Source organism: Paenibacillus sp. UMB7766-LJ446 (genome assembly GCF_030226665.1).
Taxonomy (GTDB): domain Bacteria; phylum Bacillota; class Bacilli; order Paenibacillales; family Paenibacillaceae; genus Paenibacillus; species Paenibacillus vandeheii.
In genome coordinates, this window is the sequence record NZ_JASOYM010000010.1 from 39,277 (window position 1) to 62,645 (window position 23,369).

Genomic DNA, 23,369 nt, shown 5'->3' on the forward strand with positions numbered 1-23,369 from the left:
AAAATCCCCTGAAAGTCTAAACATCTGGAAAGAACTTGCCGACATTAAACCTAAGGAACAAAATGATAAGAATCGGGGGGAAATGATGTTAAAGCCAAGATTGACCAAGTACATGGTGATGATGCTGGTATTGGTGCTGAGTATTTCCAACGTAGGCTTGGCCGCTGCGGCAGATAAAGAACTGTCCAAAATTGTAGTTTCCAAAAATGAGCTGTCGCTCGAAGTGGGTGATTCCAGTTCGGTTACGGTGACAGGAGTATATAGCGATAATACATCCGCTAACGTGACAATTAGTTCATCCTGGAGTAGCAGTGATACTTCGATAGCGACTGTATATAATGGTGCCATCACTGCCAAAAAGGAAGGTACGGCGACCATTACAGCATCGTATCAGAGTCAGAGTCAGACGGTTCAGGTGAATGTAACCAAAAAGGTCAAAGCCCTTTCCAAAAACGTGCAGTCGCTGGACTTGCGCACAGGAGATAGCAAAGACATTATTTTGACGGCAACCTACAGTGATAACACGACGAATGCAGAAGCATCCAAAGTTGCTGAGTGGTCATCCGATGATGAGAAAGTGGCAACGGTTGTGAATGGTAAAGTTACTGGACAAAGCGCCGGTACAGCCGTTATCACAGGTAAAGTGGGCAGTCAAAGTGTGACTGTGGATGTTAACGTTGAGGTTGTTAAACGTGTAGATGTGGACAAGAAGCAGGTCAATCTGCTGTTGAACAAAAGTGAAACTGTAAAACTGACAGCCACCTACCCAGATGGCACAACCAAAGATGTAACGGATCTGGCCGAGTGGACGTCAAGCAATGAAAAAGTAGCAGACGTATTAAAAGGTGAAATCACAGGTTATTCGGCGGGTTCTGCCAAAATTACTGCCAAATACGGAACAAAATCCGTATCGGTCGATGTGGATGTGGATTTGACAAGCAAACTGAGTGTGGAGAAACAGAGCATTTTCTTCCGTTTGAGTGAGTCCAATAAAACAGCAAATGTCGTATTGACTGCCTCTTACCCGAATAGTGCTGATGTAAATGTAACGGATCAGGCAACATGGACATCCAGCAACGAGAAGGTTGCGACGGTATTCAAGGGACAGGTTACAGCAATTGGTGCGGGTTCTACGACAATCAAGGCAACGTATAGCGGCAAAACGGTGGAAATCACGGTTGACGTGGATACGGCAAGATATTTGGACATTGTGGGTATCGAAGATAAATTGGCAATGAGTGTTACAGGTGATAACAAAACCAAGAAACTGGTAGCCAATGCAGAATATATTGATGCAAGTACAGAGAACGTAACTTCCAAAGCAACTTGGACATCCAGCAATGCGGATGTTGTATATGTATCTGGCGGCGATTTGATCGCCTATAAATCAGGAACAGCGACCATCACTGCGGCATACGGCGGCAAAACCGTTAAATTCACCGTAAATGTAGATGTTCCAGACAAGTATGAAATGGACAAGAAAAAAGGTTCTGTAGCCGTTGGTGGCACATTGTCTGTGAAAGTATTGGCCGTATACGGTGATACATCCAAAGACGTGTCCGAAGATGCGGATTGGAGCAGCAGCAGTGAAAAACTCGCTGAAGTGGACAGCAAAGGTGTCGTGACGGGTATTGCAACAGGTAAAGTAACCATCACAGCCAAGATTGAAGGCAAAACGTTGACGCTGCCTGTTGAAGTAGGTATGGCTAGCGGGCTGGAGGCAGATGTGAACTTTGTGGTGTTGTCCTCCAAGGAAACACAGCAGATTGTACTCACAGCAACGGATGAAGATGGCTTGTCCAAGGACGTGTCCTCCGATGCAACATGGAAATCAAGCAATTCCCGCGTAGCCGACGTGAAAAAAGGGGTTATCACTGCGAACAGCAGCGGTAAAGCCAATATCACGGCTGAATATGGTTCCAACAAAGTGACCATTCAGGTTGAAGTGGACGTTATTTCACGTATTGAAGCATCCGAACCGGCTCTTTCCCTGAAAACCGGTGATTCTGCTGATCTTACAGTTACTGCATATCTGAGCGATGGCAGTGAGCGTGATGTCACGGACAAAGCGGAATGGAAAACCAACAGCTACAAAGTAGCACAGGTAACTAAAGGTAAAGTAAAAGCAACAGGTTCAGGTAAAGCAAAAATTACAGCGAAGTACGGCAGCAAGACGGTAACGGTTGCAGTCGAAGTGGATACACTGAAATATTTGCAAACCGATAAGGTCACCCTGACCATGAAGCCAGGTGACAAGGTCACCCTGGTTGCTACAGCAACGTATGCGGATGGCAGCGAAGCGAACGTATCCAAACCAGCGCTTTGGAAATCATCCCGTATTGCGACAGCATCGGTGAAGGATGGCGTCATTCAGGCCAATGGTAAAGGTAAAGCAACCATTACGGTGACTTATGCAGGTGTGAAAACCAAAGTGGCTGTAGTTGTTGAAGCGAAATAATAACTTTATCAAGTACGAAGGTAAAACAAGCAATCCCCTATACGGTGATGACAGCTTAAATGCTGTTATCACCGTTTATTTATAGTAAACGACATTGAAATGCGATGGTGCCGCTTAAAAAAAGGAAATAAGAAAAAGGAACATCCCGGAACCTTTGTATGCACCTCACAATGAAAGTGCATCCTTTGTTCCAGAACGTCCCTTTAGTATGTTTATGAATGAATTACATCGTATGAGACAGAACCAGCGCACCATATGCAAAAGCAATGAGAATCAGAATGGCTGGATGCAGCTTGGTCTTGGTCATGACCCAGAGCGAGATACCTGCAATGATCAGCGTCTGCCAAATGCCGATAGAATTGGTGGATACCTGACCGAATTCCCATGTAAGTAAGATCATAAGTACGGCGATAACCGGCTGTACGAGCAAGGTCATACCTTTCACCTTTGGCGAAGTACGATGTTTGTTCAGCAAGCGGAGCAGCAAAATTAACGCAACAGCCGAAGGCACAACTGTGGCAAAACTGGCGATAAATGCACCAAACCAGCCAGCCACCTGATAACCGACAAATGCGGCAATTTTGGTCGCGATCGGACCGGGAAGTGCATTGCCGATGGCGAGTACATCCCCGAATTGTTCCGTGGTCATCCACTTATAGTGATTGACCACTTCTTCCTGCATTAACGGAATGGAGGCAGGTCCGCCCCCGTATCCCAATATGTTGGCTACAAAAAATCCCCAAAACAATTCCCACCATGTCTGAAGCATCGCTTAGGACACCCCCTTATCGGAACTGTTGCCCCTGGATTTGAAACGCTGGACCACATCCAGATGAAAGACGCCATATCCGAGGAAGACGGCAATGACAATACCGGGGTGAATATCGAGCAGCTGCAACAGTACAAATGCAAGAACACCGAACAGGGCGGCAAAGGTTGTGCCGAGTCCCTTCCATGCTTTCTTGGCGAATTCGTAAGCCATCATGCCGAGCATGACAAAAATAACCGGGCGAACAGCTGCCACCATGCCTGCTACGATTTTTGATTCGCGCAGCGCGTACATGGAACCAAGAAGCGCAATGATGGCGATGCTCGTCGGCAAAATGTGGGCCAGGACCGAGACAATTGCGCCCAGCACACCCTTCGTTTTATACCCGAGATATGCGGCCATCTTGGTGGCAATGGGACCCGGCAGGGCGTTGGCAATGGCCAAAATCTCGCCGAATTCATCATCGCTTACCCACTTATAACGGGTAACGGCTTCATAACGGATCAGCGGAATAACCGAAGGACCGCCGCCATATCCCAAAATTCCGGTTCGTACCATCCCGATGACGAGACCGTTGTAATCTTTCCAACTCATGCTGATTTCCTCCTAGAGTCTCATGCCCATTCGGCTTTTATATCGTTTTAACAACAGCTGTGACTCTACCTTGACGATGCCCGGCATCTTGTAGAGCTTCTCCAGCAGGAACTGCTCCATCTCTTCCATATCTGTAAAAATACCATGCATGTGCAGGGTACTCGGGCCTGTCATATGATAGAGGCTGGTTACTGCGGGTTCTTCGTCCAATTTCGCGGCTACTTCATCCAGAAATTGCGGTTCTACATCGACATTGAAAAAGGCAGAGACCTGAAGTCCAACTTTGCCCGGATTGATGACCACGGTGAAGCGTTCAATGATTCCCTTTTCGGATAAAGCATTAATGCGGGCCTGAACGGCCACACGGGACAAGCCGATCTGTGCACCCAGATCGGTGTAGGATATCCGGCTATTTTGGTGAAGAGCGGCAATGATTTTACGATCGATTGCATCCAGATTGTGCAGTTGCGGGATTTCTCCCCCTTTGGAGGAGCGTTTCTCTGACATGATTGACCATCCTTTTTTTTAACTATATAGAATACAAAATTATAATAGGATCTACGTACAATGTGTATGTAGCATTCATATTTTAATGACGAATCGTAATTGGAGTCAATATATTTATTGTAAATGTTGAATTTATCCGATTCAGAGCTTTCATTTTGTCATTTTTACCAATCGGAAGATGATGAAAGAGGAGCGGTATGTAGTCATAAACGAAAAAGAGACTGTTCACGGAGTTCATCCGTAAACAGTCTTCTATATAAAGTGCAGGTTGGATCGAGTTAATGAACGGTTTTGGGTAGGCAAAGGGTAACTACAGTTCCTTCCCCAGGCTCCGAAGATATCGTTAGTGTACCTCCGGCTCCGCGTGCTCGCTCCTCCATGCTGAACAGACCAACGCCGTTGCCAGCCGTTGTACCGTTAAACCCTGCGCCATGATCCTCAATTTTCACAAGAGTGCCCTCTTCCGAATCTTTCACCGTCACATGAGCTTCTGACACATCGGCGTACTTGGCCACATTGGTTAATGCCTCCTGGATAATGCGATACATCGCGATCTCCCGGTTCATCTCCAGCCTTTTTCGCAGATTGCATTCCAATTCCACTTCAATTCCGTAGTGCCGGGTATAGTTCTCGATATACGTGCGAATGGCCGGAACGACGCCGAGGTCATCCAGTACAGAGGGTCTCAGCTCCCATGCCATGCCGCGTACGTCCTCCATAATACCCGTGACCTGTTTCCGCAGTGCTTCCACACCAGATTGGGGCTGATCCGCAAGCAGTCGATCCATCTGAATGACGAGGGAGAAGAGACTCTGTCCAATGCCATCATGCAGCTCGCGGGAGATGCGACGTCGTTCTTCTTCCTGAATGTTCATGACCTGGGTCATCATCGTCTGTAACTCGGCTTCGACCCGCTTCAGCTTGGTGACCTCACTACGTACGGCCAAATACTGATAGGGCTCACCATCATTATCGAGAAAAGGCACGATGGTTGTATTCACCCAATAATGGCTGCCATCCTGGGCACGGTTGCGGATTTCTCCGTTCCACACTCGTCCGGAAGAGATGGTTTCCCATAGATTTTTCATAAAATTTTTGCCGTGATACCCCGAATTAATGATCCGATGATCCTGACCGATCAATTCTTCCCGATCATATTGTGAGATTTCGCAAAATTTATCGTTCACATACTGGATCTTTCCTTTGCGGTCTGTGAGGGCTACAATGGACGATTCATCCAGGGCAAACTTCAGATCACTGAGTTGATGCAGAGAACCTTTCAGTCTGCTGCGGAATTCAGTATCTGTAATGTGACTGTCGATTTCCTCCAACAATTGACGCACAGGCTGGTCGGCAAAACCGCTAAGTCTGTTTTCACGTGTGCTACTCAAAGTTCAGCAACCCCTTTTTCATCGCAAACTTCACCAGCTCCGGTCTGGTTCGAAGACCGAGCTTCTCCATCAGATTGCTTTTGTGGGATTCGACCGTTTTGACACTGATCACCAGAAGTTCAGCAATTTCCTTGTTGGCATAACCTTTGGCAATCCAGGACAAAATCTCTTTCTCCCGTTCGGATAACGTGTCATACGGTCCGGCGTTCTCCTGCTTCGCTTTGTCCAGATATTCACTCATCAGCCGCTTGGTTGCACTTGGATACAGATAGGCGCTACCCTCTGCTACGCAACGAATAGCGGCGAGCAATTCTTCATGTGGCGCACTCTTGAGAATATATCCGGAGGCTCCAGCGTGGATGGCGCGGAACAGATATTCTTCATCGTCATGCATGGTCAGTATCAGAATGGAGATATCCGGCATCAATTTCTTCAATTCAGCGGTAGCGGTCAGACCATCTTTGCCTGGCGGCATGCTGAAATCCATCAAGACCACATCCGGCTTCAGTTCTTGTGCCTTGGCAATAGCTTCATCACCGTCGGCCGCATCTCCAACAATATGTATATCATTCTTTCCTTCGAGCAGGGCAATCAGCCCGGAGCGTACAACTACATGATCGTCGACCACTAATAATTGAATCACATCATTTTCCTCCTGTCCGGTTCCACAGTTCTTTCTTTATCATACCAAAAAAAGAAAGCTATTCAGAGTTAATCTCTGAATAGCTTCGATTCTTTATACGCCTACTTCTCCCATAAGGGAATAACAAGACTTCTTAGCGTATTACTGTCAACTGTATTTATCCAAATACTTTTGGCTGCAACTGTATAGCGACCTGTTCAGTCTGACGGACAATCTCCGGGGAGAACGCGCAAGGCAGTCTGCTGCCAACGAGCAGCACAGCACAAGGTACGCTTCCTTGCTGGAACACAGGGACTGCTATGGCACAGACCAACCGCTCCGCAAGCATTAATGGACAACGGCCGGGTGTATGCTTCCCGGTGGATTGTGCATCAGATAGAGCGGTGCGTCCAGTCCGAAGCGCTGTGCCAACCAGGTCTTGTCCGGGACGCATCTCCATGCGTTTCACCCGTTCGTTGCTGGCGCCGGATGTATACTTCCAGCGCAGCATCGTCCCGGACAGGCAGGCCAGTCCGCAAAAATCGCTGGAGGTATTCAGGCGCAGGCCGTCGATCATCTCCTGAATGCCGGATGGCAGTTCATCATGCATGAGAGGACACTTCCTTTTTTGGAATCATACCGTACGTTACGGTGTAATCATTATCAATATCGTTAACCTGTAGTCAGGGAACATCTTAAAATAAGGGTATTTCGCCACTGCTTCTATTGTAGCCCCTTTCTTCCGTAATGTAATTCAGGGAAAACCCCTATTTCCATTCTGTAATTTGCTGATCCTGTGTATGGACCGGCATCCAGGCCGTGTAGGGCAAGGCTTTTTTCGATTGTGGAGTCGTAAAGGTGCCTCATTAGTGTGATTTATCTCACAGCAAATTCAGGGAGTTTCCCGGTGAGGTTCAGGTAATCCCCCGATAACCCCCACGCTAAATTCGCGGTATGATGGATACATAAGGAAACAACGAGGGGGACGATGGTAATGGGTACGGTATTTAAAGAAAGAACAACCCAGGCGACACAACATGAACAGACGGAGGCGAGCAAGATGACACGGGAGACTGGTGGAATCCTTTCGTTCGTGACAGCTGAACAATGGGGCTTGATCGAAGCGAAGATGCAGCCAAAACGGGTAAAGTCGGGGTATAGTCTCTTTCTGGAAGGCGATGAAGCCGGATACCTGTACTACATTCGCTCGGGAAGAGTGAAGCTGACCAAGTCGACTGAGGATGGGAAAGAAATCATTTTATCGATTCAGCAAACCGGGGATCTGATTGGAGAGTTTGGCGGTATCGGCGGATTGACTCATAGCTACAGTGCAGAGATGACAGGCAAAGGAGAGCTGGGGATCGTATCGCTCAGTGACTTGGAAAGTGTGCTTAGCAAGCATGGCGATCTTGCCTTGAAATTCCTGCAATGGATGGCGCTCTCCCAGCGCATCACCCAGTCGCGTTTCCGTGACCTGCTGCTCTATGGCAAGGCAGGTGCGCTTGCATCGACGCTGATTCGTGCCAGCAACTCGTATGGCAGAGTTACGCCGGATGGCATCGTGCTCGACATGAAGCTGAATCATACCGAGTTGTCGGAGATGATTGGTGCGACGCGGGAGAGTGTAACGCGTATGTTGGGAGCCTGGAAAGAACAGGGGACGGTGGACACCATGGATGGAAAATTGATGATTCGGGATCTGGCAGCCTTGCGCTGCATGTGCGGATGTCCTACATTTCCAAGCTGCCCAGTAGAGCTGTGCCGATTGTAATGAAAGCAAGTTGAATAGGGTTGTACCTTCGATGGCGATTGGGGTCGTTACGGAGAGGTGAAAAAAGCTGATGTCCGAGTTACTCGGGGTCAGCTTTTTTTTTGGCGTGGTTAACATTAATGAAGTAATCTTGTTAAGCTAACGGGGCAGGAAAATCAGGAATTGGAAACGAATACATAGTTTGGTTGCCCAAAATAGGTTGATTAACGTGATTTCAACATTATAGTAATGAATGATTCATAAAAAAGGAGTAAATTTTACTATGAAGGATTTACAAAGTTGTGTTTCAGATTACACAAAAGATAAGAAACATTTACAGCTTGTTATCGGGATTGTTAGGGAGGGAGATGTTGAATACTATTCATTTGATAATAATAAAAAGAAAAGGTTGATCCCTCCTGAGAATAAGTTGTTTGAGATCGGCTCCATAACCAAAGTTTTTACATCCATACTTTTATTAGAAATGGAACGGGAAAAATTGCTTTCCTCGGATGACGTGGTTGGTAAGTTCGTGCAAAACGTTGAAAACGATTATTTGAATAAGATTACCTTGAGAAGCCTTGCTACTCATACCTCTGGATTACCGATATTGGCAACCAACCACAATTTGGCTAAAAAAAGATCGAATCCTTATTCAATGTATACCGAGCAAGATTTAACTGCTTTTTTATCGAATGCTGATTACACGGATAGCATGGGTTCGTTTGGATATTCCAATATCGGTGTGGGTTTACTAGGATACATACTATGTAAGGTGTCAGGAAGTACGTATGACGACTTGTTGAAAAAATATATCACAAGCCCATTAAGGATGAATGAGACAGCTGTTATGCTTAATTCAGAACAGAATGGCAGGTTTTTGAATGGACATGCTTCAACTGGGAAAAGAGTCCCTCATTGGGATCTTGCTATACATGAAGGTGCTGGGGGTATTAAGTCATCGGTTAGGGATTTGAGTTTATTTGTCCAAGCCAATCTAAAGGATGATAGTCCGATAGCCGCTACTCTACAAAAAAGTCATCTCCCTATATGGATCGGGGATTCAAACCGTTATTTTGGCTGGGGTGAGGATCAACTTCTAGATAAAGGTATCCTTTGGCATAACGGGGGTTCAGCTGGTTTTAATAGTTATCTAGCTTTCAACAAGGAACTCCGTGTAGGAGTTGTATTGCTATCCAATTATTCTTTTTTCTCAAATTCTCTTATAGATAATTATGTTGATCAATTAAAAAAATGGATTACTAAAAAAGAACCTTCTCAAGGAACGATGATAGACTTTACAGGTAAAAAAATATTAGAAGAGATCATGCAAAGCGAAGCGTCATTAAAGTAACGGGAAACGATAGCCGTATTAGCCACCTGATCATGAGGTGGTTTTTCTTATGGTTAATGACTCCCATCCAAGACAACTAATACATGATAAAAAGGAGGGCGCGAGGATGCGTTAACGCCCTCCCTGCATCATACCCAGGTTATTCACTCAGATACCCCACGATTGAGATAGCAGCCCGCCGCACGGGGGATTACCATCCAACATTCGAGTCCGCATATTCCTTTACTAGAATCGAATATAGACACGAATCATGATATTTCCCTTTGTAGAACCAATGCTCCCGCATCAGACCTTCACGCTGCATGCCAATCTTCTGCATAACGTTCTCTGAAGCCTTGTTGTTCGGGCGGCATTTCGCATATATCCGGTGTATGCCAAGTGTATTGAAGCCAAAGCCAAGTATGGCTCGGGCTGCTTCGGCAGCATACCCTTTCCCCTGATAAACGGGATTGAGGACATAACCGATCTCTGCGTTCGTCTTTTCGATGTGAAGGCCAACACCGCCGATCAGGATGCCCTCATTTTTTAAACATATTGCCAGTTCGAAGCCCTCTCGTGGTTCTGTTTGCTGTGAATTCAGTACAAACTCCACATAAGCCCGCGTATCTTCTTCCGTATTCGGTCCCCATGCCGTATGCTTAGTAACCTCTGTCATGGATGTATAGCTATGTATACTTTCCCAGTCAGTCTCCAGAATATCCCGGATGATAAGTCGTTCGGTTTCCAGTTGCATCGCTATTCCCTCCTAGTAAAACAAAAATAGCCCAATAACCGATCCGTGTAAAGGAGGGGTTATGAGCTATGTAAATGTAGAAATGCTATTGTGGTTGTTTACATTCGACTGCGGGATAAGTGTAAGCCAGCTTACGAATAATTTCCTTTTGCCATTTGGTATCACCCAGATTGGTTGCCAGGTTCAGAAGATCCAAATAATCGTCGAGCTGCAGATCCGTTTTTTGCAGAGTTGTGTTCATTCGATGTTCGTTCCCCTTTATCTATAAAATCGTTAAGTCATGTACAGTAGGCAGAAGAGTTGAGACAAGCTCAAGAATGATAATCATTATCACAGTTATATTATCATTATGCAATGAACGTTGACAAAATGCAATGCCAAGCTTGAATTTCCTTAATTTTTTTTCGAAAAAAGGCTCATCCACAGCAAATATGGAATGTACACACCCAGGTATGCGGACGGATAAAGAAACCATCTATTCAACAGAAAATGATGGATTTCCGTGGTGAATGTTGTCATATGGGCATTAGTAGCGTACACATCGCCTGCAATGACAGTGGCCGCACTATAAAAGCAGAGCAGGGCAAGTACGTGAAAAATACGGGTCACCGTCCGGGATCGAAGCGCAACAAAAGCCATAATAAGCGGAACAATCAGCAGAAGCAGAAGGAATAGAAGCTTCATTATACGAAATCTCCTTTGGCGTACTTTTGTTAATCAGTATGGGCAATGGTCATGATTCCCAAAAGTTTTTTCAAAGATTTTACAAAAAGAAAGAGGAATTCAGCATATGAACGATTAAATTAAAGGTGGATAACCCATTATCAGGTAATTATGAGGAGGAGAAGGCAAGTATGAAGAAAGCGGTATGGCAGCATTGGATCGGAACATTCCTGATCTTTATTATGATGGCAACAGCACTGCTTCAACCTGGTTCGCAAGGTCCTGTTCAGGCGGCAGCAGCACCAATTACGGTATCGCAAGCCATCGCTGCCCAGAGCGGCGGAGCAACAGCAACGGTGGAAGGATATATTGTTGGACATGCTACCGGATCGCTTACAGCCAAATTTACATCTCCATACGCCAATGATTTCAACTTCCTGATTGCAGATTCAGCGACAGAGAAGACTAACGCGAAGCTGCTCGACGTGCAAATTCCAGCGTCGTACCGTTCGCAATATGGACTGGCCTCCAACCCGAATCTTGTAGGGCAGAAGGTAATCGTAACCGGAACGCTGGGTGCGTATAACAGCTATGCCGGGGTGAAGAATCCGACCTCAATCGCGCTCTCCTCTGGAACAACGAATCCTAATCCTGATCCAGGCACAACGCTGCCGGATGGTACAGGGAAGAAAGTGTTGTTCGACAACGCGCATGCTCAGACAGCCGGGGCTGCGGACTGGGTTATTGATGGGGCATTTTCGGATTTTGCGAATGGTTTGCGAAACGCAGGCTTTACCGTGGATCAGCTGGAACGCAGCATCCCGTATACCTTCGGTGAGCAAGCCATCACCTTTAATAAATTGAAAGATTATGATGTCTTCGTTATCGGCGAAGCGAACGTGCCGTTCAAAGCTACTGAGCAGGCAGCACTGCTGCAGTATGTGCAGAATGGTGGCAGCGTCTTCTTCATTGCCGATCATTATAATGCAGACCGGAACAAAAACCGCTGGGATTCCTCCGAAGTGTTCAACGGCTATCGCCTTGGTGCATTCCTGAATCCGGCCAAAGGCATGTCGTCGGCAGAAGCCGAATCTCCAGCCATGCAAGGCGTGACCAGCTCCGACTGGTTGGCATCCAACTTCGGCATTCGCTTCCGCTACAATGCACTGGGTGACGTGAATGCAACGGATATCGTTGCACCTTCGCAGTCGTTCGGCATTACAACCGGAGTGAGTGCTGTAGCCATGCATGCAGGTTCTACCCTTGCTATTATTGATCCAAACAAAGCTAAAGGCCTGGTATATGTGCCTAGCGGTGTATCCAAATGGGGCAACGCAGTCGATCAGGGCGTATACAATGGGGGCGGACGGGCTGAAGGAGCCTACGCAGCGATTGCCAAGGTAGGAGCAGGTAAAGCGGCATTTATTGGTGACTCCTCACCTGTTGAAGATGCCACTCCCAAATATCTTCGTGAAGAAACAGGCGCTGCCAAAACAACGTATAACGGCTTCAAAGAAGTGAACGATGGTGTATTCCTTGTGAATACCGTGAAATGGCTTGCTGTAAAAGAAAGCTATACGAGTCTGGCTCAGGTGTCTGGACTGACCTTGGACACACCGACCAGTCTGCTTGCGATTGAAGCTCCAGCTTCATCCACCGAGCCGCAAACGGAGCCATGGGCTGTACCGGCTGCCGGATACAAATGGTATGATCCTACAACGTTCAAGGCAGGTTCGTACGGTAAAGCGCAATAAGATAAGCAGTAAGGTAAATATACGGATAATCGGCCTGTCCGCAATCATTGCGGACAGGCTTTATTTTGCATAAATGCCCGGAGCTGAGGGAAACGTATGGGTAATTATGAATGATGAGCGAGATGCCAAGGTGAGGAGGAAGACCATGATGAAACGGCAAGCAGACTGCGACAGCTCGTCCATGAGACAGAAACTCAAAGGAGATCTTCATCGTGTGGCAGAGCGAATGAATCTGACGTTATCCACCTTTGATAATGACAGTGTGTGTTTGCTGGGCCAATTTGCGGAGATTCGGGCCGAGATCAAGCAGATCGAGGTGCTTGCGTCTTCCTTTTATCTGGATTGTTATCTGTCACCCTTCACGGAGAAATTTGCCGAACTGACTGCCAGTATACAGCATTTGTCTGATCGCAGATATGGTGCTCTCATTGTGATTGAACGGGAAGTGCCGCTTGAACCGATTATCCATTCAGGAGTTGCAGTCGATGCCCGGGTTACTCATGCATTGCTGGAGTCTTTATTTATACCGGGTGCGCCTCTGCATGATGGGGCTGTACTGATTCGAGGCAATCAGATTGTATCTGCGGGTAATGTACTGCCTTTGTCACAGGCGATTGCGCGTGAACGGAAGATTGGCACAAGGCACAGGGCTGCTCTCGGATTGAGTGAACTGACGGATGCGGTTGTACTGGTGGTCTCGGAAGAGACCGGGCAAGCGTCATTCGCCGTGAGTGGGGATTTGCATCCCATTAACGTGGTTGAAACCTTGTCATGATTACATGTTGATACACCCCTTTTAACAATGCCATGCTGAGCTGGATTATATGAACCTTTTTCCCTGTGGAGGGAGAAAGGTCTTTTTGTTACATCCAGATGTGATTTTGCACAAACTTGATATTCATGGGTACAATAGAGGATGGAAGACGAACTGAAGAAGGCGAATTGGATCGCAAAAATGGTTGGAGGAGACGGTTAACACATGAACTGGTTTGAAGCAATGGAACATCACGATTATGAGGAACTGGTACTGTGCCAGGATAGAGCCTCTGGATTAAAAGCAATTATTGCTATTCACGATACAACACTCGGTCCTGCGCTGGGAGGCACACGGATGTGGACCTATGCTTCGGAGGAAGCTGCCATTGAAGATGCCTTGCGCCTTGCGCGGGGAATGACATATAAACATGCGGTATCCGGACTGAATCTGGGCGGAGGCAAAGCCGTAATAATCGGAGATCCGCGCCGTGACAAAAATGAAGCGATGTTCCGGGCCTTTGGCCGATACATTCAGGGACTGAACGGACGTTATGTCACCGCAGAGGATGTGGGAACAACTGAAGAAGATATGAATCTGATCTATCAGGAAACTGACTATGTTACAGGCATATCGCCAAGCTACGGCTCCTCCGGTAATCCTTCCCCGGCAACAGCATGGGGGGTATATCAGGGCATGAAGGCCGCGGCGAAGGAAGCCTTCGGCACAGATCTGCTGGAAGGCAAAACCGTGGCTGTACAAGGTGTGGGCAACGTGGCGATGCGTCTGTGCAAACATTTGTACGAAGAAGGTGCGCATCTGATTGTGACCGATATCCGTAAGGATTCCGTGAAGCAGGCTGTGGATCAATTCGGTGCTAAGGCGGTAGACCCTGCCGACATTACTGGAGTGGATTGTGATATTTATGCTCCGTGTGCCTTGGGCGGGACAATTAATGATGATACGTTGAAACAGCTCAAGGCCAAGGTTGTGGCAGGCTGTGCCAACAATCAGCTGCTTGAGCCGCGTCATGGTGACAAGCTGCATGAGATGGGGATTGTATACGCACCAGACTACGTGATAAATGCAGGCGGCGTAATCAATATTGCGGACGAGTTGAACGGCTATAACGCGGATCGAGCGTATAGCAAGGTTGGGGAGATTTACAATAATCTGGAGAAAATTTTCGACACGTCACGGACCGAAGGCATCGCAACGTATATTGCCGCAGATCGTCTGGCTGAACGCCGGATTGAATTGATGAAGAATACACGCAGCACGTTCCTGCAAAATGGTCATCACGCGCTAAGTTCCCGGAGACTGCGCGGGTAAACTTTATCGGAATTTGAAGCTGTTTTTAGCGTTTTTTTAGGGGGATTCTAGGAAATAACGCGTTCTGGTGTTCTTTACGTTTGAAAAAGAGGGTCTGGGGACCAAATAAGACATTCTGTGTTCCTTAGAAAAAATGCTAACGTCTCCTGAACCGTTCTGCCCGAATGCTCCGAGAAAAGCACAGATAAAGTGAAAGTACAAATAAAAGGCGGGTTTCCGTATGGATACCCGCCTTCTTTATATTTTGGTTTTACTTTAAAGCGTTCATGATATGGCTTTGAACACCACGGTCAGTCAACAGGCCGATATGGGTCACCCCGAAAATGCGAATATTGTTCGCCCCGTTCAGAGGGGATAACGTATTATTTACAATAAAGTCCGATGTACTGTAGATGGAGGTATAATCAATACCGTTTGGAGCGGAACGGGCTACAAGGCGATTGGGAGAACCGAGCGTAACGACTTTGTCTATATTTTTACCACCACCGAGGTTGTTGATATAATACAGGGTGTTGGCTCCGCCCATGCTATGGGCAATGATATCGACCTGGCTGGCGCCGGTCTTCCGCAGGACATCATCAATATAGGCAGATAACTGACGTGAATTGGTGACATTGTTTCCCGACTTGTCCAGAAAATCGATGGCGTACAGGTCACTTCGGGAATAGCCTTCGTTTATTAGCGCTCTTTCGATGCTGGCAAAGTTAAATCCTGCGCCTCCAATACCGTGTACAAGAACAATCGGATTGCGCCCATTGGCAGCCGCTGAAGCTTCTGCATTGGCTGGGGTGGACAGAGCAGATAATGAACTCAGAAATAACAGACAGGTTAAGACACAACGTAGAACAATAGATTTAATCAATATAAATATCCTCCTTTGGAATGTATATCCATATCTGACTTCTCTTAATCTATCATTATTTGTAATTTAAAGGAATGGTTTGGTAGTATTAAAATTTAAAATAAATTTGAGGGGATTAATGCATGCTGATTTTGGCTGTAGTGGTCGCTGTAATTACGGGAATGATTTCGCTGATCCATATTTCTATTTGGATTAAAGGATTTAGGGGAAGGCATGAGGTTGTTGGTCAGTATTTCAGAGTTTCTGTTTTTCCTATCCCTGCTGTTCATTTTAGTGAAGAGTAAGAAAAAGCCTTTATAGATAATACCAGAAGAAGAGATGCGAAAGATCGCATCTCTCTTTTTGTGTTCTCCGGCCCTACATAAGCGATGAGCAGGATACAGGAAAAATCGAAATTTTATTTCAAAATGTAATGCACTTCTGGTTAAGCAGCTTCACAAATCGATCCAGCGCGCTGCTGACATATCGATCTTCGCCACGGACAAAGGTCGTTGTGGTATGTGTGAATCGTTCGGCAAGATCATATACGGAGAACTCATCCGGTTTCTTGTGAATAACGCTGCAAGGCATAATAGTAAAAGCAACTCCTGACTCCACACAGCTAAGCAAGTTATCCATCGTGCTGACTTCAATCATATTGCGAGCAGACAAACCTTCTTCCTGCAAAAATTCCTCCGTAATTTCACGGTATGGGCAGCCTTTTGGGAAAACAACCCACGAAACCTGACACAGGCTTTCGGGTGGTACGTCCATCCGTTTAGAGATGATATGCACTGTGTCCTGCATTGCATATTCCACCTTCAAACCCTCTTTCACACAAGCACCACTGATAAAAGCACCATCAATCTCATACTCCTGTATTTTCTTGCGCAGCACTTTGGGTGAAGTGGCATTAACAAGTGATATGGAGACTTCGGGATATGTCACTTGGTATTCATTGAGAATCTCCATAAACCGGCTGGATGCCGCCGTCTCTACAATCCCGATTTTTAGTGTACCCGAGGGTTCTCCCGGATCAGTCATTTCCTGCTCCAGATCGTTTAACAGGTCTCGAATGCGTGTCGCATATTGGACAAACTGTTCTCCTTTTGAAGTCAGCACCACCCCTTTGGGGAAACGGTTGAACAACTGCACTTGATATTCCTGTTCCAGCTTTTTGATGCGTGTGGTGACATTGGATTGTGCGTAATTCAGTTCTTTGGCGGCCTGTGAGATTTTGCCGGACCGTGCCACTGCGAGAATAATATCGATATCCGAGAGTTCCATGGCTCTGGCCTCCTGTTATATGGTTCACTCTGTATAAGAGTTGTAATGAGATGAGATGTTAGATATCTCTTTGAGAGATACATCTATATATTTCAATCATTTTACGATATATATATGCCGGCTTACAATATCGTTATCAACAGCGCATTTTACAGAGCAAATGGAATCATGCAAAATGCCGACAATGGAGAAGGAGTTGTGATGAATAATATGTCTACATTACTGAGCCCGGTGACGATAAACGAATGGCATTTGAGAAACAGACTGGTGATGGCACCCCTTACCCGAGGGTTTGCTAATGATCAGGATGGTACCGTGACGGAAGAGATGGTGGCGTATTACGAGCGACGTGCCCGGGATGGCGTGGGGCTGATCATTACAGAGGGCATTAATCCCTCGCTGGCAGGCAAAGGAACCTATGGTATCCCCGGATTATATACGACTGAACAGACCGCTTCATGGAAGAAAGTAACGAATGCCGTCCATAAACAAGGAGGGACCATCATCGCTCAGCTGTGGCATGTGGGCAGACTGTCTCACTCCGATCTGATCGGTACTCCGCCGCAGGCACCTTCAAGCATTCCGGCTCAAGGAAGAGTTCATAAATTGCATAAGCCGTATCAGATACCTCAAGCTATGGGGGTGCAGGATATCCGGGATACCATTCAACAATTTCAAACGGCTGCCCGCAATGCGGTACTGGCTGGATTCGACGGAATTGAGCTGCATGCAGCACATGGTTATCTGATCGACCAGTTTATTATTGAGAAGACGAACCACAGAACAGACGAATACGGAGGCGATATCCAGGGACGACTGCGTTTTCTGAAGGAAATCATCATTGCAGTCCAACAAGAAATCAGCGTGGATCGCATATCGGTACGATTTTCCGAGAAAAAAGATGATGACCCTTCCTATGTCTGGGCAGACAAGGCTGGCGTGCTGAACGCCTATCTGAATCTGTTCCGCGAGACAGGCATTACGATCTTGCATCCTTCAACAGATCGATACACCACAGTCTGGACTGGGGAACAGAATTTCCATAAGGCGATTCGGGAGCAGTGGGAAGGCATCATCATTGGCGTAGGGGATCTTGAGGCAATAACAGCAGAGCAGGCTGTGCATGATCGGAGTATTGATTTGGCAGCGTTCGGCAGACCGTTTATCGCCAATCCCGATCTGGTACAAAAATTGCGCACGGGGCAGAAGCTGGTTGAGTATGATGCCAATGCACATCTGACTGTGTTGATATGAATGTAAAGGGAAGAGGGCAGAAGCTGATCCTGTGGATCACTCTGCCCGTAGTTTAACCAATCGTATACAAATTCGTCTGTTTTGGATGCTGACGGACCATGGTTGACGGTCTTTAATGTTGCAGCAACTTACGGAGGGTTGGGTCAGATGCTCAAACACTTTGTGATAAATCCAACGGTTCAATTTCACTTTTTCTGGTTGAGTTTTTTTCGATATACCACAGGATTATCATGCACAGCGCATAGAACAAGCTAAAGGCCAGAATAATGATCCATACGCTTCCCATGTCCATGCTTTTGATAAAAATCCCGGTCAAATACGGACTGAGTGTATAGCCCAGGCAACCTACGAACAGCAGCAGGCCGTTAAACCGCCCCTGATGCGTGTCCGGTACACGCGAAGCAATATACAGATTGATATTGGTCTGCACCAAAATCTCCCCAATGGTCCACAGCACCGTAGAGATGGCCACAAGGGTGAAATAGGGAAAGTAACCCATCAAGCTCAACGCACCAAATCCGATTCCATAGAAGAGTGCCCCTATGGCAATGGAGTTTAGCGCGGTTAATTTGCGTGTAACGGACAGGATTAAGGTTGTCAGAACGATGACGCTGATGGCATTAATAGTCATGACAGAGCCGTAATATGCCGCGCCGTTCTCTCCGAACGAATAATTCATTTGCAGCGGAAGGCTAAACGAGTATTGCATATAGATAAAATAATTAAGGAATGACACCACGATAAAGAAGGCGACGAGCGGATTTTTCAGCAACAGTCTGAATAATGGAGAAGGCGGTTGGCTTGGTTGTTGTTGGACAGCATGTTGGCTGCCTGTTGAGTCCAAATCCTTGGGTTTACTCACCTTTACCCGGTTGATGATGATGAAGGTGGATAGCAGAAACACGGAGCCAATACTTATAAAGACCGTGTTGAGATAATCCTTGATGAAAAAGCCGGCCACCAACGGCCCGATGGCTATACCCAGATTGGCTCCCAAATACATCAGAGAGAAGGCGGATTTTCGCCCTGTTTCCTGCGGAGACAATTGAATGATCAACGCGTTATAGGCAGGCCGGGTAATGCTGATGAAGAACATCACTGCAATTAGCAAATATCCAACCGTAATAGTGCCCGACCAGAACGAGCAGCAGATGATTATGATGGCGGCAAGCGATTGTCCGGTAACGATAATGGTTTTTTTGCCCATGACATCACTCAAATATCCCCCAAGGAGTACGCCTGGCCCGCTGATCAAGGCTGCCATTGAAACAAATATGCCTGCATTGACAACGTTCATCCCCATCTGCAAAGTCAGAACCAGGGTAATGAGAGAAAATACGAAATCCCCTGTGCTGTTAATCGTTCGGGCCAAACAAAGATAATATATTTCGCGGCTTAACCCCGCGTATGTTTTGAATAAAGACAATACATCCAAACCTCCCCAGAAACGGTCCATCCAGCTATAGGCTTATCCGTTCTTCCCAGACAGCCTATACGGTTTCGGCAACATTAACTTCTATGTGGAAGCGATCGTACATATCCAGCAATGTATGACGCAATTCCTCAAACGAATCACCTTCCACAATCGCAAAGCCTGATCGGGTCATCGTATCACTCACGTCTCCGGCGCGTTGTCCCACCTGGTAAGCTACATGGAACTCAATAATCCCGGAGATATCCTCATAATCCTCTATTCCGGAAATATTCCGAATGATTCCTGAGCGTGAAGGAAAACAAATCATGCCTGTATACTTGTTACTCGTCTCTTGTTTGCTGAATTCATATATGCCAACTTCCAATTCAGTGACTGCCTTGAAGAAATCAACGCCGTGTGTGTTCTTGATACAAGGCGGCATAACCTGTGAACCCCCGATTCTCGCACCGATCTCGCCAAATACTACTTCTCCTTGAGGAGTCAGGAACAATTCGGCATGTGTTACGGAATGATTGATTCCGAGTGCAGCGATCACCTGTTGGTTAACCTCTTTGATCTGTTGAATGAAGTCCTCACTGGAACCTTCCGGAAATGTAATACTGGCGGGTGGCTTCTGGTTCGTGGCAATGTCCAGACAGTTATACAGGTACTGGGAGACGGATGAGAACACAACTTCGCCCTTGGAGACAATGGAATCACAGTGAAATTCCTTACCGCTGATGAATTCCTCCAGCAAGTCCTTTTGCTGCTCTTGTCTTGAGTGCCGGAGATAATGGATCAATTCTTCCATGCTGGAAAGTTTAAACGTATTAATACTCCCATATCCGCTGAGCGGCTTTACAATAATCGGGAACCCGTGTTTATCGGTGAATTGGAGGTAGTCCTCTTCATTCAGGGCAATTGCAATATCCGAAGTCCGAATCCCGCGTTGATGAAGCATTTGTTTCATAATCCATTTGTTGCGAACGGCTTCGGCCTGATTGCGCTGCATGCCGGGGATGCCAAACTCGGATCGGATTTGGCCGCCAATCTCGATGGCATTCTCGCCAGGAGTTAACAAGGCAGCAATGGAATGGGACTTTCGAATATCAATGATATGATCCCTGATGAAGTCCACGGATTCCAGGTGGTCGATATATCTGATTTCGTCGAAGAAGTCTTTGAGTACATCCTCGTTATGCAGATTGTATCGCTCGATGATCAAAATTTTCTTGTAATTAGCTAATTCCTTCAAAGGTTTCACAAAGTTTAAGCTAATTGGAAGCCTGAAATCTGATATGTATACGATGGTTTTCATAATTCCTCCCTCAAGGAAAAAGTAATATTGAAAAAATACATTTCATAACATTATAGCTCAATATTTTCCATTTTCAATACAGTTTTTTGTAAAATATATGCATAATAGAACATATTTTTGTTGCGTTAAAGTGTTAATTGACAACAGATATTTTTTGGTATACGATCTTACCGGATTTGAATAAAAGGGAGGAAATAGAAAAAAATGGAGATTACTGAAAGCAAATATGCCATACTGGGAACACTGGGAGACGACGAAGGATTTCTGACTTGCAGCATGCATATCGCCAAGAAGCTCAACAACTCTGATCTAATCAAGCCATATCCGCAATTTGAAGCCGCAGCGGAAGACTTGAAATCAGGGGCAATTTCCTGCTTGTTGGTTCCCGGGGCTTATCCAAAGCTAAACAGCTTCATCATGGATTCCGAATTGGTGGTGTCGGAGAGTTTTGTAGAGCAGATTCCGGCACTGGTGCTATGCGGTTCCCATGCGGTATGTCCCGATCAGATTGATATTATATTCCATCATCCGGCTACTACATACTTGTTAACAGAGATCAGCACGACCTATAGAGAGAACAGCACCGTATCGTCCAACCCTGAAGCTTGCAGAAAGGTCATGCACAATGCGGAGGGTTCCATTGCACTCACGAATCAGCTCTGTGCCGATCATTATGGGTTAGTGACCTACAAAGTATTGCGAGAGGGAATCAACATGCCGTGGGTATGTTTTACAAAAAGTATGCAGAGGGTGAACGCACTCATATGAAGAGGATAGCTATCATACTGGAGAAAAATCTCGAAATTGGTGCAGCAGCGAATGTTGCCGCATTATTAATGGGACAAGCAGCCTTAAGGGAACCCGGATTGTATTCGGATGCACCTGTACTGGATCAGAGCGGTAATCAGCATGCGGGTATCCGGTTTAGTACGGTCATCCTGAAGGCTGGTGAGAACCAACTCATCAACTTAACCAAATCCTGTTCAACTGAGAACGAAGAACTAAACCATGTTGTTTTCTCACAGACGGGACAATCGCTCAACAATGCCTTTGAACAGTATGCAGGTGAGATTGCGTCCATGGACTTGGAAGCCACCAAAGTCGTCGGCGTTATTGTCTGGGGAGCGGATGATGTAGTTCGAACCGCGACTAAGAAATTCAGTGTTATGAAATAAAAGAAAAAGGGCAGAGCTGATTGTTGAGATCAGTCTGCCCTTTGCTTACATATGAAGTCCAATTAAGCCTTGCTGACGACGGCAGTTTTCTTTTCCGTTAAATAATATCCGAGTGCCAGCAGAGGCATGATCAGACCAATCAATGTGGTGAGACTCCAACCTCCGTGTGCATACGACCAGCTGCCAAGAGATGATCCAATCGCTCCCCCTACAAAAAAGATCGACATGAAGATCCCATTTACCCGTCCTCTTGCTTCACTCAACGAATAAATGATGCGCTGTCCCAGCACCAGATTGCCCGAGACTGCCATATCCAACGTGATGGCAACGATCACAAGCAGAATTAGGGTAGCGGTAGAGTGGCCCTGGAACAGATAGGCAAGCCCAAAAGATACAACCGCGATGATCATGGCGACTCCGGTTAATATGCGGGTTAACCCTTTATCCGCCCATCTTCCGGCAATCGGTGCTGCGATAGCACCCCCAACACCAGCCAGTGCAAACCAGGCAATCCCCTGCTGGGACATGCCATATTCATTGGCGAGCTGTAAGGGAACTGTAGTCCAGAACAGGCTGAAGGCACCAAACAAACTGGCCTGATAGAGGGCTCGGCGGCGGAGCAATGGAAATGTTTTGAGCAGGGTACCTAATGACAGGATTAATTGTCCGTACTTCATCGCAGGTTGTGGCTGACGTGTAGGAAGTGCACGGGACAGAAGCAGTGTCAGCAAAACGATAATGATTGCGGAGAAGACAAAGACCGCTTGCCACCCGAGCAGGCTCGTAATAAAACTTGCGACAGGTCGAGCCAGCATGATGCCCAACAGCAGACCACTCATCACATTCCCGACGACCCGTCCGCGCTGCTCCTCCGAAGTGAGGTAGGTGGCATAAGGGACCAGAATTTGTGCAACGACTGAGCTGATACCGATAACGAGAGAAGCAATCAGAAATAATACGGCATGGGAAGAGAAGGCGGCGGCGATCAACCCAACGACCAATATGATGAGGAAAAAAGTGACCAGCCGTTTATTCTCCACAATATCACTAAGCGGTACGATAAACAGCAGCCCAATGACATAACCGATCTGTGTTAACGTCACAATCAATCCAGCAGCAGCAGAGGAAAGCCCTGTTGTAACGCTGATTGGTCCTACGACGGTCTGAGCATAATACAGGTTTGCAGCAACTAGCCCGCATGCCGCAGCCAAAAGTAAAATCAACCAGCTTGGAACCGGGTTAGCCTTCACTTCGTTTGGCATATGCATAATCATCAACCTCCACATGTTCTTAAATTCATTTTCATTAATGTATACGTATATTCAAAATGTTAATTACTAAACGATGCGTTTACTAATCACAAACATATAATATACTAGACGTTCAGTATTGTAAATAG

The 23,369-nt window shown here is 46.5% G+C and carries 24 protein-coding genes; 10 read left to right on the plus strand and 14 right to left on the minus strand.

Annotation, left to right across the window (positions count from 1 at the left end; translation table 11 throughout):
* The first annotated feature begins 100 nt into the window (after nt 1-100).
* Nucleotides 101-2,458, plus strand: coding sequence for an Ig-like domain-containing protein (locus QP794_RS22345; protein ID WP_285078957.1), 2,358 nt, complete (start codon nt 101-103; stop codon nt 2,456-2,458).
* 223 nt (nt 2,459-2,681) lie between these two features.
* Here QP794_RS22345 and chrA read toward each other — a convergent pair whose 3' ends face one another.
* The 6 genes from chrA to QP794_RS22375 all read right to left on the minus strand — a co-directional run bounded on the left by chrA (nt 2,682) and on the right by QP794_RS22375 (nt 6,951).
* Nucleotides 2,682-3,227 (minus strand): chromate efflux transporter ChrA, encoded by a 546-nt coding sequence (chrA, locus tag QP794_RS22350; RefSeq protein ID WP_285078958.1) that lies wholly within the window; start codon nt 3,225-3,227, stop codon nt 2,682-2,684.
* Nucleotides 3,228-3,230: 3 nt separating this feature from the next.
* Nucleotides 3,231-3,821, minus strand: coding sequence for a chromate efflux transporter ChrB (chrB, locus tag QP794_RS22355; RefSeq protein ID WP_285078959.1), 591 nt, complete (start codon nt 3,819-3,821; stop codon nt 3,231-3,233).
* A gap of 12 nt (nt 3,822-3,833) precedes the next feature.
* Complete coding sequence (gene chrS, locus QP794_RS22360; RefSeq protein WP_285078960.1) at nt 3,834-4,328, minus strand: chromate efflux transcriptional regulator ChrS; 495 nt, start codon at nt 4,326-4,328, stop codon at nt 3,834-3,836.
* 278 nt (nt 4,329-4,606) lie between these two features.
* Entirely contained in the window at nt 4,607-5,719 is a 1,113-nt protein-coding gene (locus QP794_RS22365; protein WP_285078961.1) for a PAS domain-containing sensor histidine kinase, read from the minus strand.
* Entirely contained in the window at nt 5,712-6,362 is a 651-nt protein-coding gene (locus tag QP794_RS22370; protein WP_024632331.1) for a response regulator, read from the minus strand. The genes QP794_RS22365 and QP794_RS22370 overlap by 8 nt, the downstream gene beginning before the upstream one ends.
* Nucleotides 6,363-6,519: 157 nt before the next feature.
* The gene (locus QP794_RS22375; RefSeq protein WP_285078962.1) at nt 6,520-6,951 is read right to left on the minus strand and encodes a GAF domain-containing protein; all 432 of its coding nucleotides are present in this window, start codon (nt 6,949-6,951) and stop codon (nt 6,520-6,522) included.
* 384 nt (nt 6,952-7,335) lie between these two features.
* Between QP794_RS22375 and QP794_RS22380 the strand changes: the two genes are divergently transcribed.
* Nucleotides 7,336-8,112 carry a Crp/Fnr family transcriptional regulator gene (locus tag QP794_RS22380; RefSeq protein WP_285078963.1) on the plus strand — a complete coding sequence of 259 codons (777 nt, stop codon included), beginning with the start codon at nt 7,336-7,338 and terminating at the stop codon, nt 8,110-8,112.
* A gap of 262 nt (nt 8,113-8,374) precedes the next feature.
* Nucleotides 8,375-9,445, plus strand: a complete 1,071-nt coding sequence (locus QP794_RS22385; RefSeq protein ID WP_285078964.1) for a serine hydrolase domain-containing protein — start codon at nt 8,375-8,377, stop codon at nt 9,443-9,445.
* A 190-nt stretch (nt 9,446-9,635) separates the two neighbouring features.
* On the opposite strand, the gene QP794_RS22390 is transcribed toward QP794_RS22385, so the two are convergent.
* The 3 genes from QP794_RS22390 to QP794_RS22400 all read right to left on the minus strand — a co-directional run bounded on the left by QP794_RS22390 (nt 9,636) and on the right by QP794_RS22400 (nt 10,862).
* Nucleotides 9,636-10,178: a GNAT family N-acetyltransferase gene (locus QP794_RS22390; protein ID WP_285078965.1), complete on the minus strand. Its 543-nt coding sequence runs from the start codon at nt 10,176-10,178 to the stop codon at nt 9,636-9,638.
* An 85-nt stretch (nt 10,179-10,263) separates the two neighbouring features.
* Nucleotides 10,264-10,419, minus strand: coding sequence for a hypothetical protein (locus tag QP794_RS22395; protein WP_179132754.1), 156 nt, complete (start codon nt 10,417-10,419; stop codon nt 10,264-10,266).
* A 152-nt stretch (nt 10,420-10,571) separates the two neighbouring features.
* On the minus strand, nt 10,572-10,862 hold the full coding sequence (locus tag QP794_RS22400) for a hypothetical protein (RefSeq protein ID WP_285078966.1): 291 nt from the start codon (nt 10,860-10,862) through the stop codon (nt 10,572-10,574).
* 221 nt (nt 10,863-11,083) lie between these two features.
* Between QP794_RS22400 and QP794_RS22405 the strand changes: the two genes are divergently transcribed.
* The 3 genes from QP794_RS22405 to QP794_RS22415 all read left to right on the plus strand — a co-directional run bounded on the left by QP794_RS22405 (nt 11,084) and on the right by QP794_RS22415 (nt 14,681).
* Nucleotides 11,084-12,595, plus strand: coding sequence for a DUF6359 domain-containing protein (locus QP794_RS22405; RefSeq protein ID WP_285079120.1), 1,512 nt, complete (start codon nt 11,084-11,086; stop codon nt 12,593-12,595).
* 145 nt (nt 12,596-12,740) lie between these two features.
* Nucleotides 12,741-13,370: a sporulation-specific diadenylate cyclase CdaS gene (gene cdaS / locus QP794_RS22410; RefSeq protein ID WP_285078967.1), complete on the plus strand. Its 630-nt coding sequence runs from the start codon at nt 12,741-12,743 to the stop codon at nt 13,368-13,370.
* A 204-nt stretch (nt 13,371-13,574) separates the two neighbouring features.
* Nucleotides 13,575-14,681, plus strand: a complete 1,107-nt coding sequence (locus tag QP794_RS22415; protein ID WP_024632323.1) for a Glu/Leu/Phe/Val family dehydrogenase — start codon at nt 13,575-13,577, stop codon at nt 14,679-14,681.
* 250 nt (nt 14,682-14,931) lie between these two features.
* Here QP794_RS22415 and QP794_RS22420 read toward each other — a convergent pair whose 3' ends face one another.
* Nucleotides 14,932-15,540 carry an esterase/lipase family protein gene (locus QP794_RS22420; RefSeq protein ID WP_285079121.1) on the minus strand — a complete coding sequence of 203 codons (609 nt, stop codon included), beginning with the start codon at nt 15,538-15,540 and terminating at the stop codon, nt 14,932-14,934.
* Nucleotides 15,541-15,665: 125 nt separating this feature from the next.
* Between QP794_RS22420 and QP794_RS22425 the strand changes: the two genes are divergently transcribed.
* Nucleotides 15,666-15,827, plus strand: a complete 162-nt coding sequence (locus tag QP794_RS22425; RefSeq protein ID WP_285078968.1) for a hypothetical protein — start codon at nt 15,666-15,668, stop codon at nt 15,825-15,827.
* Nucleotides 15,828-15,945: 118 nt separating this feature from the next.
* Here QP794_RS22425 and QP794_RS22430 read toward each other — a convergent pair whose 3' ends face one another.
* Nucleotides 15,946-16,809: a LysR family transcriptional regulator gene (locus QP794_RS22430; protein ID WP_285078969.1), complete on the minus strand. Its 864-nt coding sequence runs from the start codon at nt 16,807-16,809 to the stop codon at nt 15,946-15,948.
* A 210-nt stretch (nt 16,810-17,019) separates the two neighbouring features.
* Between QP794_RS22430 and QP794_RS22435 the strand changes: the two genes are divergently transcribed.
* Nucleotides 17,020-18,063, plus strand: coding sequence for an oxidoreductase (locus QP794_RS22435; RefSeq protein ID WP_285078970.1), 1,044 nt, complete (start codon nt 17,020-17,022; stop codon nt 18,061-18,063).
* Between the two features lie 151 nt (nt 18,064-18,214).
* Here QP794_RS22435 and QP794_RS22440 read toward each other — a convergent pair whose 3' ends face one another.
* Both QP794_RS22440 and QP794_RS22445 read right to left on the minus strand, forming a co-directional pair.
* A complete protein-coding gene (locus tag QP794_RS22440; protein WP_285078971.1) occupies nt 18,215-19,489 on the minus strand; it encodes an MFS transporter in 1,275 nt (424 codons plus the stop codon).
* 64 nt (nt 19,490-19,553) lie between these two features.
* Nucleotides 19,554-20,795: an ATP-grasp domain-containing protein gene (locus tag QP794_RS22445; RefSeq protein WP_285078972.1), complete on the minus strand. Its 1,242-nt coding sequence runs from the start codon at nt 20,793-20,795 to the stop codon at nt 19,554-19,556.
* Between the two features lie 204 nt (nt 20,796-20,999).
* On the opposite strand from QP794_RS22445, the gene QP794_RS22450 reads away from it, so the two are divergent.
* Both QP794_RS22450 and QP794_RS22455 read left to right on the plus strand, forming a co-directional pair.
* A complete protein-coding gene (locus tag QP794_RS22450; RefSeq protein ID WP_285078973.1) occupies nt 21,000-21,563 on the plus strand; it encodes a type 2 periplasmic-binding domain-containing protein in 564 nt (187 codons plus the stop codon).
* The gene (locus tag QP794_RS22455; RefSeq protein ID WP_285078974.1) at nt 21,560-21,970 is read left to right on the plus strand and encodes a DUF2000 family protein; all 411 of its coding nucleotides are present in this window, start codon (nt 21,560-21,562) and stop codon (nt 21,968-21,970) included. Before QP794_RS22450 ends, QP794_RS22455 begins: the two co-directional genes overlap by 4 nt.
* 62 nt (nt 21,971-22,032) lie before the next feature.
* Here QP794_RS22455 and QP794_RS22460 read toward each other — a convergent pair whose 3' ends face one another.
* Nucleotides 22,033-23,238, minus strand: a complete 1,206-nt coding sequence (locus QP794_RS22460; RefSeq protein ID WP_285078975.1) for an MFS transporter — start codon at nt 23,236-23,238, stop codon at nt 22,033-22,035.
* Nucleotides 23,239-23,369 lie beyond the last annotated feature (131 nt).

Excerpts from the sequence above, each read along its gene's own strand:
- QP794_RS22395 (WP_179132754.1), bottom strand. The coding sequence starts at position 10,419 with ATGAACACAACTCTGCAAAAAACGGATCTGCAGCTCGACGATTATTTG.
- QP794_RS22445 (WP_285078972.1), bottom strand. The coding sequence starts at position 20,795 with ATGAAAACCATCGTATACATATCAGATTTCAGGCTTCCAATTAGCTTA.
- chrB (WP_285078959.1), bottom strand. The coding sequence starts at position 3,821 with ATGAGTTGGAAAGATTACAACGGTCTCGTCATCGGGATGGTACGAACC.
- chrS (WP_285078960.1), bottom strand. The coding sequence starts at position 4,328 with ATGTCAGAGAAACGCTCCTCCAAAGGGGGAGAAATCCCGCAACTGCAC.
- chrA (WP_285078958.1), bottom strand. The coding sequence starts at position 3,227 with ATGCTTCAGACATGGTGGGAATTGTTTTGGGGATTTTTTGTAGCCAAC.
- QP794_RS22400 (WP_285078966.1), bottom strand. The coding sequence starts at position 10,862 with ATGAAGCTTCTATTCCTTCTGCTTCTGCTGATTGTTCCGCTTATTATG.
- QP794_RS22450 (WP_285078973.1), top strand. The coding sequence starts at position 21,000 with ATGGAGATTACTGAAAGCAAATATGCCATACTGGGAACACTGGGAGAC.
- QP794_RS22385 (WP_285078964.1), top strand. The coding sequence starts at position 8,375 with ATGAAGGATTTACAAAGTTGTGTTTCAGATTACACAAAAGATAAGAAA.
- QP794_RS22435 (WP_285078970.1), top strand. The coding sequence starts at position 17,020 with ATGTCTACATTACTGAGCCCGGTGACGATAAACGAATGGCATTTGAGA.
- QP794_RS22425 (WP_285078968.1), top strand. The coding sequence starts at position 15,666 with ATGCTGATTTTGGCTGTAGTGGTCGCTGTAATTACGGGAATGATTTCG.
- QP794_RS22390 (WP_285078965.1), bottom strand. The coding sequence starts at position 10,178 with ATGCAACTGGAAACCGAACGACTTATCATCCGGGATATTCTGGAGACT.
- cdaS (WP_285078967.1), top strand. The coding sequence starts at position 12,741 with ATGATGAAACGGCAAGCAGACTGCGACAGCTCGTCCATGAGACAGAAA.
- QP794_RS22405 (WP_285079120.1), top strand. The coding sequence starts at position 11,084 with ATGATGGCAACAGCACTGCTTCAACCTGGTTCGCAAGGTCCTGTTCAG.
- QP794_RS22455 (WP_285078974.1), top strand. The coding sequence starts at position 21,560 with ATGAAGAGGATAGCTATCATACTGGAGAAAAATCTCGAAATTGGTGCA.
- QP794_RS22460 (WP_285078975.1), bottom strand. The coding sequence starts at position 23,238 with ATGCATATGCCAAACGAAGTGAAGGCTAACCCGGTTCCAAGCTGGTTG.
- QP794_RS22380 (WP_285078963.1), top strand. The coding sequence starts at position 7,336 with ATGGGTACGGTATTTAAAGAAAGAACAACCCAGGCGACACAACATGAA.
- QP794_RS22415 (WP_024632323.1), top strand. The coding sequence starts at position 13,575 with ATGAACTGGTTTGAAGCAATGGAACATCACGATTATGAGGAACTGGTA.
- QP794_RS22430 (WP_285078969.1), bottom strand. The coding sequence starts at position 16,809 with ATGGAACTCTCGGATATCGATATTATTCTCGCAGTGGCACGGTCCGGC.
- QP794_RS22375 (WP_285078962.1), bottom strand. The coding sequence starts at position 6,951 with ATGCATGATGAACTGCCATCCGGCATTCAGGAGATGATCGACGGCCTG.